Here is a 12327-nt window from a genome sequence, read left to right on the forward strand (position 1 = left end):
CAATGCGAAGAGTTCGGCCTTCAACCTCAACGCTGGCCTCCCGCACGGACCCTCGGCCCCACTTGTCAGCGAAGCCCACCCCTACGATCTGTCCCTCGACGCGCGTAGTCGGAAGAGGACCTTGCGATACTGCCACAGACACGAACATCGCGATGCCAATGACGGCCACCACCGCCATGCAGACGATGATCAGTCCGCCGCGGTCTCGAAACTGGTCGACAAGGAGGGAGGGTAGGGCGCGCAATGGCAACCGGTGAGATATTCGCCGGCGTCTCACGCGACCTACCCCACCTGCGCCCGGTGCCTCAGCATGGCGTCGGCCAGCACGCAGGCGGCCATGGCCTCGACCACCGGCACGCCGCGCAGGGCGACGCAGGGATCGTGGCGGCCCCGGGTGGAGACCTCGGTCTCGATCCCGTCACGGGTAATGGTTTGTCCCGGCGTCAGGATGGAAGAGGTCGGTTTGAAGGCCACGCGCGCCGTCAGCGGCTGGCCCGTCGAGATCCCGCCGAGAACCCCACCGGCGTGGTTGGTCAGGAAGACCGGCCGCCCGTCCTCGCCCAGCCGCATGGCGTCGGCATTGGCCTCGCCCGCCAGTTCAGCCGCGCCGAAGCCGGCCCCGATCTCGACGCCCTTGACCGCATTGATCGACATCATCGCCGCCGCCAGTTCGGCGTCCAGCTTGCCATAGACCGGCGCGCCCCAGCCGGCGGGGACGCCCGTCGCCTCCAGCGCCACGACGGCGCCGATGGACGAGCCGGCCTTGCGCACGCCGTCGAGGTACGCCTCCCACGCCGGGACCACATCGGCTGACGCCGCGAACAGGGGGTTGTCGTAGACGGCGTCGAAATCGACTGCTTCCGGCGCAATCCGGTGCGACCCCAGCTGGACCACGCCGGCGCGGATGCGCACCGTCTCGCCCAGCACCTTGCGCGCCACCACCCCTGCGGCCACCCGCAGCGCCGTCTCGCGCGCCGACGACCGGCCGCCGCCGCGGTGGTCGCGGACCCCGTATTTGGCCTGGTAGGTGTAGTCGGCGTGGCCGGGGCGGAAGGCGCGGGCGATGTCGCCGTAATCCTTCGAGCGGGCGTCCTCGTTGTCGATCTGGATGGCGATCGGCGCCCCGGTGGTGACGGGGCCGTCACCATCGTCGAACACCCCGGACAGGATGCGGGCTGTGTCGCTCTCGCGCCGCTGGGTGACGAAACGGCTGCCGCCCGGCTTGCGGCGGTCGAGCCACGGCTGCAGGTCCGCTTCGCTCAGCGGGATCAGGGGCGGGCAGCCGTCGACGACGCAGCCGATCGCCGGCCCGTGGCTCTCGCCCCAGGTGGTTACGCGAAACAGATGGCCGAAGGTGTTGTGGGACATGTCGGCTTACGGCTTAGGCCGCCAGCCGGTCCGGCGTCCAGACGCGGGTGAAGCGGACCAGCAGATCCTCGGCCGCCGAGGGGATGTCGTCGGAGGGCTGCAGGCTGACGAACAGGTGCCCCTGACGCCGCGATCCGCGCGCGGGCAGACCAAGGTCCCGCAGGCGGAGCCGAAGCGGCGTTTGTCCAGCCACGATCCAGGCGGAGCGGGCCCCGGCGTGGGTGTCGATCTCCAGCCGGCCGCCGTCCTCCAGCAGCCGCGTCGGCACGGGCCAGTCCATGAACAGGTCGTCGCCGAGCACCCGCAACCCGTCGGCGGCGCGGATCAGCACCGGCAGATAGATGTCAGTCCCTCCGACCCCGGCGCCCTTCAGCCGCAGGTGTTCGCCGCTGCGCAGTCCCTTGGGCAGGTGGATGTTGAGCGTTCGTCCGGCCAGCCGGACCGCGACCTGACCGCCGTTGAGGGCGTCCATGGGGCCTATCGCCACCACGGGCGGGGCAGGGGGAGGCACGGCCGGACCGGCGAGGGCCAGCGGCCGCTCGCCATCCTGGATCAGCCGCCACGCCGCGATAACCCGCCGGAACCGGTCCTCGTTCCCATCCGCCGCCGAAGGGTGGGCCGCCTTCACCGCCGCCCTGAACGCGGCCGTCAGCGCGTCGGCCTCCACCGGCCCGGTCAGGCCGAGCAGGGCGTGGGCCTCGGCGAGGGAGGCGACTTCGGAGTGCGATCGGGCGCGCATCCGCACACCAAGCACTCAACGTGGTGAAGACCGGCTTAACCGTAAGGCTCTCCCCATCGGCGGCTGGAGCGGCTATCTCCCACACCATGACCGCGCCCGTGATCCCGCCCAGCCCCACCCGCGAGGAGTATGCGGCGCAATACGCCGCCGCCCTTGCGGCCAATGGCGACGAGAGCATCTTCGACCGTACCGAGCCGGTCGGCCTGTTCGTCGAGTGGCTGGCCGACGCCCGGGCGACCGAGCCGAACGACGCCAACGCCATGGCGCTGGCGACCGTCGATGCGTCGGGCCTGCCGGACGCGCGGATGGTGCTGCTGAAGGAGGTCGATGACCGCGGCTTCACCTTCTATTCCAATCGCGAGAGCGCCAAGGGCGAGGCGTTGGCGGCGCATCCGGCGGCGGCGCTGCTGTTCCACTGGAAATCTTTGCGGCGGCAGGTGCGGGTGCGCGGCGCCGTCGAGGCGGTCAGCGAGGCCGAGGCCGACGCCTATTTCGCCAGCCGCGCCCGCGAGAGTCGGATCGGGGCGTGGGCCTCCGACCAGTCCCGCCCCTTGGCCAGCCGGGAGGCGCTCGAACTCGCCGTGGCCCGCGAAGCCGATCGGTTCGCCGACGGGGAGGTGCCGCGGCCGGAGCGCTGGACCGGCTGGCGCGTGATCCCGGACAGCGTCGAATTCTGGCGCGACCGGCCGTTCCGGCTGCACGACCGGCTACGCTTCGACCGGGCGGAGGGCGAATGGACGAAGACGCGGTTGTGGCCCTGACGAACGGTCAGCGCCCGTAGCGGGCGAGGAAGGTTTCGACCGCCTCGGCGACGACCTCGGCGTTGGTGCGGCGGACCCGTACCTCGTCGCCAGTGACCAGCGGGACGAAGAACACCGGATGTTCGATCATCCCCATCAGATGTCCGGCGGCCCACGACGGATGTTCGACAGGACCCAGCTCACCGGATTTCGACAGCCGGACGATCAGGCCGATCAGCGTCCGGCCGACCTCGGCCCGGCCCTTTTCAAAGAAGCGCAGCGCCAGGGGTTGGAAGCGTGGTCGTTCGGCCATCACCAGGCGGAAGATGGAACGGACGAACGGATCGCTCATGAATGTTGCATAGGCGTCGGCGAAACTGGTCAGGGCGGCCCGGGCGTCGCCCTCCACGGCGCGAACCTGGGCCATCTGGCGGGCGAATTCGTCTGCCGCGTCATCGATCACCGCCGTGAACAGCTCGGCCTTTCCGCGGAACAACGCATAGAGAGTCGCCGTCGAAACCCCGGCCTCGCGAGCGATGGGTTCGACCTTGGCGGCGGCGTAGCCGTGTCTGACGAAATGGTCCCGGGCCTCGCGGACGATCAGGAGGCGCTTCGACGCGATGTTGGGGTCAGGAGAGTTGGCAGGGCCGTGCATCGTATTCATCGTCTGCTGAAGCAACGAGCAGACGCGCCCAGGGCTGTCGGGTCAAGGGCGAGTGATCAATGTTCGCCGACGGCGCCCGCGAAAAGACCCGCCAACAGGGGGTGGGCCAGCACCGGCGCAACCAGTCGAACCACCGCCTGCGGGTCTTCCAGCCGAACGGCGGCCGTAGCGTCCGCGACGACGAAGTCGGCGTTGACCCGTGAGGGCTCTGTCAGCCGCTCATGCCCCGGCCGGACCGTAGCCAGATACTGCTGGATCACGGAATCAGCGGTCCGCCCCCGCTCGGCCTGGTCACGCAGCAGCCGGCGGATGAAGCGGATGTCGGCGGGGGTGTCGACGAACACCCGGATGTCGAACAGTTCGACCAAACCGGGCGTGCAGAGCAGGTGGGTGCCCTCGACGATCACCACCTCGGCCGCCCGCACCGGCTCACCGCCCGGCTCGCGGCCGTGATGGATGAAGGAATAGATCGGGGCGGTGATGTCCCGCCCGGACTTGAGGGCGGCGAGGTCGCGGATCATCAGCGCGTGATCGCGCGCCGCCACATCGTCGAAGTCGAAGGTGGCGGCGTCGAACCCCGGCAAGCTGGCGGCGTCGCGGTAGTAGGAATCCTCGCGCACCAACGCGGCGGCCCCTTCCGGCAGGGCGCGAACGAGGGTTTCCGCCAAGGTGCTCTTGCCGGAGCCGGAGCCCCCCGTGATCGCGACGAGAATGGTCATGCGGGCCTTCTAGGGCCAGCATGGCCCGTCCGCCAAGCTGGAGGGCCGGGCAACGGGTGACCTAGCGTCACGTTGCCTAACGCGGAACGCCCCGATACTCATTTCGTCAAGCGGCCCATTCAGCGGACGCAAGCGAGGGACACCCGATGCTGGGAATGATGCAGGACTGGCCGCTGACGGTCGACAAGATCATTGACCACGCCAAAAATTGGCACGGCCACCGCGAGGTCGTGACCCGGTCCGTCGAGGGCCCGATCGTCCGCACCACCTACGCCGAAATTCACGCGCGGGCCCGGCGGGTGTCCAGCGTGCTCAAGGGCTGGGACGTCAAGGTCGGCGACCGTATCGCGACCCTGGCCTGGAACACCGGCCGCCACATGGAAGCCTGGTACGGCATCATGGGCATCGGCGCGGTCTGCCACACCCTCAACCCGCGCCTGTTCCCCGAACAGTTGATCTACATCATCAACCACGCCGAAGATAAGATCATCTTCGTCGACCTGACCTTTATTCCCCTGCTCGAAGCCATTTTGCCCCACTGCCCCTCGGTCAAGCGGGTGGTGGTCATGACCGACGAACTGGCCATGCCGGCGACCAAACTGCCCGGCGCGGAGTGCTACGAGGCGCTGCTGGGGTCGGCCTCCGGGGATGTCGAGTGGGGCGGTTTCGACGAACAGACCGCCTGCGGCCTCTGCTACACCTCGGGCACGACCGGAAACCCCAAGGGCGTGCTGTACTCGCACCGCTCCAACTTCCTGCACACCCTGATCACCATGCAGGCGACCATCATGGGCGCGACGCCGGATGAGGTGATCCTGCCGGTCGTGCCGATGTTCCACGCCAACGCCTGGGGCATCGCTTTTTCGGCCCCCGCGGCGGGATCGAAACTGGTCATGCCCGGCGCCCAGATGGACGGGGCCTCGATCTACGAACTGCTGGAGACCGAACGCGTCACCTTCTCCGCGGCGGTGCCGACGGTCTGGCAGGGTCTGCTCGCCTATATGCGGGAAAATGACCTCAAGCTGTCGACGGTCAGAAAGGTCCTTATCGGTGGCTCGGCCGTGCCCGAGAGCCTCATCCGGGCCTTCCATGACGAATTCGGCGTCGAGGTGTTCCAGGGCTGGGGCATGACCGAGACGTCGCCGGTCGGCACCCTGTCCCGCCTGACCCCCGAACTGGCCGCCCTGCCATACGACGAAGGCATGAAGTGGCGGATCAAACAGGGTCTGCCGCCGCTCGGCGTGGAACTCAAACTGAAGAACTACGCCGGCCAGGAGATGCCGCACGACGGCAAGACCTATGGCCGGCTGATGATCAAGGGCCCGACCATCGCCGGAGCCTATTTCAAAGGCGAGGGGGGCGACATCCTCGACCACGAGGGCTTCTTCGACACCGGCGACGTCTCGACCATCGACACCCACGGCTTCATGCAGATCACCGACCGGGCCAAGGACGTCATCAAGTCCGGCGGGGAATGGATCAGCTCGATCGAGATCGAGAACATCGCTGTCGGTCACCCGAAGGTCGAACTGGCCGCCGTCATCGGCGCGGCGCACACGAAATGGGACGAGCGCCCGGTGCTGATCATCAAGCTCAAGCCGGGCCAGAGCGAGAACAAGCAGGAGCACCTCGACTTTCTGCAGGGCAAGATCGCCAAGTGGTGGATGCCCGACGACGTGGTCTTCGTCGACGACATCCCGCTCGGGGCCACGGGCAAGATCGACAAGAAGCTCGTCCGCGAACGGATGAAGGACTACCGTCTGCCGACCGGAGGCTGAGGCGATGGCGAGATTGAAGCGCGGATCGGGCGGCGGCGGCATGTGGCTGGCGGCCGTGGTCATCCTCGCGCCGGTGTTTGTGCTCATCGCCGCGCTCGGGACCCGCACAGGTCTGTGGAGCTACGGAACGGGCCACGACCTGCTGGCGATGCGGGTGGGGGCCGTGCTGGCGGCCGTCGGCGCAGTCGCTGCCATAGCGCTGATCGTGTTCGCCCTGCGCCGCCGGGCTTCGGCGACGCTGGCGGCGCTGGCCGTCGCCGTCTCGGCCGCGACCGTCGGGGGTTATGTCTGGCAGGTGACCCGCATCATGGACGGCCCGCCTGATGACATCAGCACCGACACGGCGGAGGTGCCCGGCTTCGGCGCCCTCGACGCCCGGCGCGGCGGACCAGGCCCCGGCAGGACCGGCGGGGTCCACGATTGCCCCGGCGCTGTTCCCGCCATGACCCAGGTCGCCCCCGCTTCGGCGGTGTGGGCCCTGCAGGAGGCCGGCTTCAGCGTGCAGGGCGGCGTCACCGTCGCCCGGGTCGCCGGGACGCACCGCGGCTTCTGGTTCGGCACGGTTCATGACGCCGTCGTCCGCATCCGCCCGGGCCGGACCGATGTCCGGGTGGCGGCCCGCGACGGTCGCCCGCACGGCGGCGAGGCCTGCAGGCTGGCGGCGCGGATCAGCGAAAACCTGCGTGTGGTTCGCTAGGCGTCAGGCCAGGCTCCAGACCGCGTCGATGGCCGGCCGCGGCCTGGCCCGGACCCGCCCGGTTCGCTCCAGCGCGATCAGGTGGGCCCAGACCGACAATCCGGCCGCCGGCCACAGCCGCGGGTCGACCCCGGCGTAGAGCGTCGGGATCATGTCCATGATGCGGCTCGGGCCGCCTGCCAGTTGGGCGACGATCTGCGCTTCCCGCTCCAGCCGGTGCTCCCGATAGGCGGCGAGGAAGGGGGCCGGTTCCGTGATCGGCGCGCCGTGGGTCGGCCATATCGTCGCGAAGCGGCGCCGGATCACCGCGTCGAGGCTGGCCATGTAGGCGGTCATGTCGCCATCCGGCGGGGCCACCACAGTCGTCGACCAGCCCATCACGTGATCGCCGCTGAACAGGGCGTTCTCCTCGCGCAGGACGAAGGCCACGTGGTTGGACGCGTGGCCCGGGGTCGCCATCGCTTCGAGGGTCCATCGGTCGCCGTGAACCACCTCGCCGCCGGTCAGGATGACATCCGGCGCGAACGTGTCGTCGTCGTCCTCGTCGAGCATGCCTGAGGCATGGACGGTCCGCGCCGGGGGGCGGGCGGCCAGCACCGGGGCGCCGACGGCCGTCGCGAAAGGGCGGGCGAGGGGAGAGTGGTCGCGGTGGGTGTGGGTGACCAGAACATGGCTGACGGTCTGCTCCTCGACGGCGGACAGCAGCGCCGCGAGGTGGGCCTGGTCCGGCGGCCCGGGGTCGATCACCGCCACACGCGCGCCGGGCTCGGTGCGCCCGACGATATAGGTGCCGGTTCCGGTGAAGGTGAAAGGTCCCGGGTTGGCGGCGATCACTCGCCGGATCAGCGGGGAAACGGCGTCGGCACGGCCGTACTTCACCTCGAGCGTGCGCACGAAGGGGATCATGACGGCGCGCCCGGCTCGCGGCGCGGACCTTGCGTCAACACTCCGTAAACCATTCGCGGAGGGCCCGATATGGCCGTTTCCATCGCCCTGGCTGTCTCAAATAGGCTCCGGATCATCGCCACGGCCTTCCTGTGTCTCATGGCGGCGCAACTCGTTGTGGCGTCCTGCACGCCCGAGCCGGCCCCGTATGCGGTCCGTGTCGGCGTGGCTCGCTGACGGCTCGTTATAGAGGAACCCGGCCGAGGTCGTAGCCCGCCTCGAGCGCTGCGCGCCGCAGCGCTTCCGGATCGCCGCCCGCCAACCGCTCGGCCATCGCCCAGGCAGCGGCCGAACGCATGCCGGAGCGGCAGAACAGCACCGCCTTGCCGTCCGGGGGCAGGGCGTCAAGCGCCGCGCGGGTGGCGGCCACCGCCGCCGCGTCGGGCAGGCCCCGGACGGGGGCGTGGACCACCGTCAGTCCGGCTTTCGCGCCGGCTTCGGCGATCTCCGCCGCGGTCGGCTGCCCCGGTTCCTCGTCGTCGGGCCGGTGATTCACCAGACAGGTGATTCCGGCCTCGCGCAGGCCTGAAACTTGACCCAACGTCAGCTGTCCCGTGACCCGAACCTGCGCCGAAACGGCGCGCAATAAAGGCAGATGATCCGTCATTTTTTCAGTCTTTCCAGTGCCCTGCGGAACCCTGTGGCGGGATTGCGACAGACTTGCCTCGATTGGGTTACGGGGCCGTAATTATGCTGCGTCGGTCAATCGCCAAGACTAAGGTCCGGGGCAATCTGCGTGCATTGGGGTGCGCGGAGTTTGGTTGCCGTTGACGCCTGCTTCCCCGACGGGGAGGCGCGCTTCGGTCTCAGGAGGACCAGCCTTTGAAGACCCAAACCATCAAGCAGCGTTTGCTGCACTCGACCATGATTGGCGGAACGGCGCTTATGGCGCTGGTGGCGGCTCCGGCCGTCACCCTGATGACGCCCTCGGTCGCCATCGCGCAAAACCTGACCCAGGGCGCCGTCGCCGGCACCGTGACCAACCAGGCCGGCACGCCGGTCGCCGGAGCCGAAGTTTCGCTCCGTTCGGTCAGCCAGGGCTTCACGCGCTCCTTCACCACTGACGCTTCGGGCAGCTTCCGCGCCGTGGCCCTGCCGCAGGGCCAGTATGAAGTGGTCGTCAACGCCTCGGGCTACAACTCGCTGACCGACACCGTCTCGGTCGGTTCGGGCGGCACCGCCCAGCTGACGCTGACCATGGGCGCCTCGGCCGACAACGCCACGCAGATCGACGAAGTCGTCGTCGTCGGCGTGCGCCGCGCTGTTTCGGAGTTCGACGCCACCACGACGGGCCTGACGGTCAACGTCGAGGAGCTGTCGCGCACTGTTCCGATCGCGCGCGACGCCGGCGCCGTGGCCCTGCTGGCTCCGGGTGTGACCGCGTCTGACAACGCCTTCGGCAACATTCCGACCATCGGCGGCGCTTCGGCCGGTGAGAACACCTACTTCATCAACGGTCTGAACATCACGAAATTCCGGGACTTCACCGGTTCGTCGACCGTTCCGTTCGAATTCTACCAGACGCTCGAGACCAAGACCGGCGGCTACTCCTCGGAGTTCGGCCGCGGCACCGGCGGCGTGCTCAACGGCACGACCAAGTCGGGCGGCAACGAGTGGGAGTTCGGCATCACCGCCTACTGGCAGCCGGACAGCCTGACCGAAGACTCGCCGGATACCTATCTGGCGCAGAACAAGTTCGACGAGCGCGAGTCGACTGATGTCATCTTCGACTTCGGCGGCCCGATCATCCAGGACCGTCTGTTCATCTTCGGCCTGTACAACTGGCGTGACCGCGAATCCGTCAACATCGGCTCCACGACCGTCGATCCGGCCTTCGGCGCTGGCGCCAACGGCACCGTCGTCACCTCCAACGATCCGTTCTACGGCGCCAAGGTCGACTTCCTGGTCACCGACGATCACCGTCTCGAGTTCACCTACTTCTCCGACGAGCAGGAGCAGGAAACCCGCAACATCTTCGTCAACGCCAACGGCGACGAAGTCGGCGAGTTCACGCCCTCGACCTTCAAGTTCGGCGGTGAGAACTGGATCGCGCGCTATACCGGCGTGTGGACCGACTGGCTGACGACCTCGATCGCCTACGGCGTCAACGAGTACAACGAGTACAACTCGTCGCCCGGCGACTCCGGCGCCCTGATCACGGACCAACTGCCGGGCTTCCCGCGCCGCGGTACGTGGGGTGTGGGTCAGCCTTCGGTGAACGAGGACGAGCGCACCATCCTGCGCGCCGACGTCGACATCTATGCCGACTTCTTCGGCGCTCACCACTTCCGCGTCGGCATCGACCAGGAGAAGCTCGAGGCCTACCAGGAGCTCGACTATTCGGGTCAGGGCTACAACTACTGCCGGCCGGGCGGGATCACCCCGACCATTGCCTGCACCGGTGAAGTCACCGGCGGCATCTGGTACCGCTACGAGCAGCCGTTCACGGCCGCCAACGCTCCGGCGGGACGTCCCGATCTCATCGGCAGCCCGCGTCGGGTCCGCATTCGCGCGTACGACAACGACGGCGGCTGGACCTCGACCCAGAACGCCTACTACCTCCAGGACTCCTGGAAGGTTACGGATCAGTTGACCCTGAACCTTGGCATCCGCAACGAAGGCTTCGAGAACGAGAACATCGACGGCGTGGCCTTCGTCGACCTGCAGGACCAATGGGCTCCGCGTCTCGGCGCGACCTACGACGTCTTCGGCGACGGCGAAGCCAAGCTGTTCGGCTTCTATGGTCGTTACTTCCTGCCGGTCGCGGTCAACACCAACCAGCGTCTGGCCGGCGCCGAGTTCTTCATCCAGGACCGCTGGTTCCTCGACGTGACGACCGGTGGTCCGAACGACGTGAACCGTGACGGCATTCACGACGTCACGGACGAGCCGATCCTCGGATCCTTCATTTCCGGCGGCACCTTCGCTGACGGGACGACACGCCCGATCTCGACCCAGGTCGATAAGGAAATCGACCCGATGTACGTGGACGAGTTCATCCTCGGCTACGAGCAGCGCGTGTTCGGCGACTGGACCATGGGCATCAAAGGCACGTACCGCGAACTGGGTACGGCCATCGACGACGTCGCCATCGACGCCGCCGTGCTTGAGTACTGCGAAGCGGCGGGCGGCGGCCTCTCGGCGGCCATCTGCTACAACGTCTGGTACGGCTTCCACCAGTACGTCCTGACCAACCCGGGCGAAGACATGGTCATCACGCTCTCGGGCGCCGACCTGTCTCGCGCCACGGGCGGGGCGATCACCCAGGATCGGGAAGTCACGCTGACGGCTGATCAACTGGGCTATCCGGCTCCGGATCGCACCTACAAGGCGGTCGAGCTCTCGCTCGAGAAGCCGTTCGACGGCGTCTGGGGCGGTCGCTTCAGCTACGTCTGGTCGGAAAGCAAGGGCAACTACGAAGGCGCCCTGAAGTCCGACAACGGCCAGGTCGACCCCGGCCTGTCGCAGGACTTCGACCAGCCCGGCCTGACCGACAACTCGTACGGCTTCCTCCCGAACCACCGCGAACACACGTTCAAGGCGTTCGGCGCCTGGCAGGCGACTCCGGCCCTGAATATCGGCGCCAACCTGCTGATCCAGTCGCCGCGCAAGTTCGGCTGTCAGGGCGTGCACCCGACCGACTTCTTCGCCTCCCTCTACGGGCCGGCGTCGTGGTTCTGTCAGGGCGTCGCCACGCCGCGCGGTGAGTCGTTCGAAAGCGACTGGCTCAAGGTCCTCGACCTGACCTTCGCCTACGATCTGGCGGAAGTCTTTGAAATCCCGGGCGACAGCCTCGTGCTGCGCGCCGACGTGTTCAACGTCTTCGACTTCCAGTCGGAGCAGGATTTCAATGAGTTCGGCGATCTGAACGCCAGCGATCCGGATCCGAACTACGCTCGGGTCACGGCCTATCAGGCTCCGCGCTCCGTGCGCTTCAGCCTGGCCTACCGCTTCTAGAGCGGTCGGAGAGACAGACTATCGGGCGGCGGACCTTCGGGTCCGCCGCCTTTTTCTTTGCGCCGGCGCGGTCATGGAAAAACCATTGCGGCGTCTGAAGCGTTGCGGCATCCGAACCCTGCCAAGTGCGTCTGTTCCCGGAGTTCCCATGTTCGCCAGCCTCGCCTTCGCCGCCGCGCTCGCCGCCCACGCCACGCCCGCCGTCAGCCAGGACGGCCCGATCGTCACCGCCGCCCCCGCCTCGGGCGAGAACGCCGACGCCCGGCGCTTTCGCGAGGCCGTGGCCTACGCCAATCCGCTGCCGCGCGGCGCGCCCGAGGCCGACTATCCGCTGGTGGCCTGGTGCGAGGCGCTGGTGAACGGCCACGTCGCGCTCGGCGAGACGCTGACATCCGCTGACGACCTGGACCGCGACATCATCCGGCTCGGCCGGCTCGAGGCCGCCGACTTCCGCTCGGCGCTCGACGCCGCCGCGCCGCGCCAGTCGGCCGCCAGCCGCGCCGCCGCCGAAGCCGCTGCCGCCGAGGCGAGCGCCAAATGGACCCCGCTGAGGGGCCAGGACGAGGCGGTGCGCAGTCAGGCCTTCGGCCTGTTCTTCGGCCTGCCCGGTCGATGCGAACACGCCGCCCGCCGTCTGCGCGACAACGTCACCACCCCGCCGGCGACCCCGGAAGAGGTGGGGCTGGAGTAGGCGAGGAATTCGGCGACGGATTCGTGGGG

At 68.3% G+C, this 12327-nt stretch carries 11 protein-coding genes; 5 read left to right on the forward strand and 6 right to left on the reverse strand.

Translation table 11 applies throughout. The annotated features are described in order from the left end of the window. Positions 1 to 282: 282 nt before the first annotated feature. Both aroC and HNQ67_RS00810 read right to left on the reverse strand, forming a co-directional pair. On the reverse strand, positions 283 to 1368 hold the full coding sequence (gene aroC / locus HNQ67_RS00805) for a chorismate synthase (protein ID WP_183251440.1): 1086 nt from the start codon (positions 1366 to 1368) through the stop codon (positions 283 to 285). A gap of 13 nt (positions 1369 to 1381) precedes the next feature. Next, on the reverse strand, positions 1382 to 2107 hold the full coding sequence (locus tag HNQ67_RS00810; protein ID WP_183251442.1) for a DnaJ C-terminal domain-containing protein: 726 nt from the start codon (positions 2105 to 2107) through the stop codon (positions 1382 to 1384). An 86-nt stretch (positions 2108 to 2193) separates the two neighbouring features. Between HNQ67_RS00810 and pdxH the strand changes: the two genes are divergently transcribed. Then, positions 2194 to 2868, forward strand: a complete 675-nt coding sequence (pdxH, locus tag HNQ67_RS00815) for a pyridoxamine 5'-phosphate oxidase (protein WP_183251444.1) — start codon at positions 2194 to 2196, stop codon at positions 2866 to 2868. A 7-nt stretch (positions 2869 to 2875) separates the two neighbouring features. Here pdxH and HNQ67_RS00820 read toward each other — a convergent pair whose 3' ends face one another. Together HNQ67_RS00820 and udk are read right to left on the reverse strand one after the other, a co-directional pair. Next, positions 2876 to 3502, reverse strand: coding sequence for a TetR/AcrR family transcriptional regulator (locus HNQ67_RS00820; protein WP_183251446.1), 627 nt, complete (start codon positions 3500 to 3502; stop codon positions 2876 to 2878). Between the two features lie 65 nt (positions 3503 to 3567). Next, positions 3568 to 4230, reverse strand: a complete 663-nt coding sequence (udk, locus tag HNQ67_RS00825; RefSeq protein WP_183251448.1) for a uridine kinase — start codon at positions 4228 to 4230, stop codon at positions 3568 to 3570. 146 nt (positions 4231 to 4376) lie between these two features. Here udk and HNQ67_RS00830 point away from each other — a divergent pair, with 146 nt between their 5' ends. Together HNQ67_RS00830 and HNQ67_RS00835 are read left to right on the forward strand one after the other, a co-directional pair. Beyond that, positions 4377 to 6008, forward strand: coding sequence for a long-chain-fatty-acid--CoA ligase (locus tag HNQ67_RS00830; protein WP_183251449.1), 1632 nt, complete (start codon positions 4377 to 4379; stop codon positions 6006 to 6008). Positions 6009 to 6012: 4 nt separating this feature from the next. Then, entirely contained in the window at positions 6013 to 6705 is a 693-nt protein-coding gene (locus tag HNQ67_RS00835) for a DUF1499 domain-containing protein (protein ID WP_183251451.1), read from the forward strand. Between the two features lie 3 nt (positions 6706 to 6708). Here HNQ67_RS00835 and HNQ67_RS00840 read toward each other — a convergent pair whose 3' ends face one another. Both HNQ67_RS00840 and HNQ67_RS00845 read right to left on the reverse strand, forming a co-directional pair. Beyond that, positions 6709 to 7611 (reverse strand): MBL fold metallo-hydrolase, encoded by a 903-nt coding sequence (locus HNQ67_RS00840; RefSeq protein ID WP_183251453.1) that lies wholly within the window; start codon positions 7609 to 7611, stop codon positions 6709 to 6711. Between the two features lie 223 nt (positions 7612 to 7834). Further along, on the reverse strand, positions 7835 to 8257 hold the full coding sequence (locus HNQ67_RS00845) for a protein tyrosine phosphatase family protein (protein WP_183251455.1): 423 nt from the start codon (positions 8255 to 8257) through the stop codon (positions 7835 to 7837). Between the two features lie 215 nt (positions 8258 to 8472). On the opposite strand from HNQ67_RS00845, the gene HNQ67_RS00850 reads away from it, so the two are divergent. Both HNQ67_RS00850 and HNQ67_RS00855 read left to right on the forward strand, forming a co-directional pair. Continuing rightward, complete coding sequence (locus tag HNQ67_RS00850) at positions 8473 to 11607, forward strand: TonB-dependent receptor (protein WP_183251457.1); 3135 nt, start codon at positions 8473 to 8475, stop codon at positions 11605 to 11607. A 148-nt stretch (positions 11608 to 11755) separates the two neighbouring features. Then, complete coding sequence (locus tag HNQ67_RS00855) at positions 11756 to 12298, forward strand: hypothetical protein (protein ID WP_183251459.1); 543 nt, start codon at positions 11756 to 11758, stop codon at positions 12296 to 12298. Positions 12299 to 12327: the final 29 nt, after the last annotated feature.

It is taken from the genome of Brevundimonas basaltis, from assembly GCF_014202075.1.
Lineage (GTDB): Bacteria > Pseudomonadota > Alphaproteobacteria > Caulobacterales > Caulobacteraceae > Brevundimonas > Brevundimonas basaltis.

Bases quoted from the DNA above. Each gene is read 5' to 3' on its own strand.
- aroC (WP_183251440.1), bottom strand. From the start codon at position 1,368: ATGTCCCACAACACCTTCGGCCATCTGTTTCGCGTAACCACCTGGGGC.
- HNQ67_RS00810 (WP_183251442.1), bottom strand. From the start codon at position 2,107: ATGCGCGCCCGATCGCACTCCGAAGTCGCCTCCCTCGCCGAGGCCCAC.
- pdxH (WP_183251444.1), top strand. From the start codon at position 2,194: ATGACCGCGCCCGTGATCCCGCCCAGCCCCACCCGCGAGGAGTATGCG.
- HNQ67_RS00820 (WP_183251446.1), bottom strand. From the start codon at position 3,502: ATGCACGGCCCTGCCAACTCTCCTGACCCCAACATCGCGTCGAAGCGC.
- udk (WP_183251448.1), bottom strand. From the start codon at position 4,230: ATGACCATTCTCGTCGCGATCACGGGGGGCTCCGGCTCCGGCAAGAGC.
- HNQ67_RS00830 (WP_183251449.1), top strand. From the start codon at position 4,377: ATGCTGGGAATGATGCAGGACTGGCCGCTGACGGTCGACAAGATCATT.
- HNQ67_RS00835 (WP_183251451.1), top strand. From the start codon at position 6,013: ATGGCGAGATTGAAGCGCGGATCGGGCGGCGGCGGCATGTGGCTGGCG.
- HNQ67_RS00840 (WP_183251453.1), bottom strand. From the start codon at position 7,611: ATGATCCCCTTCGTGCGCACGCTCGAGGTGAAGTACGGCCGTGCCGAC.
- HNQ67_RS00845 (WP_183251455.1), bottom strand. From the start codon at position 8,257: ATGACGGATCATCTGCCTTTATTGCGCGCCGTTTCGGCGCAGGTTCGG.
- HNQ67_RS00855 (WP_183251459.1), top strand. From the start codon at position 11,756: ATGTTCGCCAGCCTCGCCTTCGCCGCCGCGCTCGCCGCCCACGCCACG.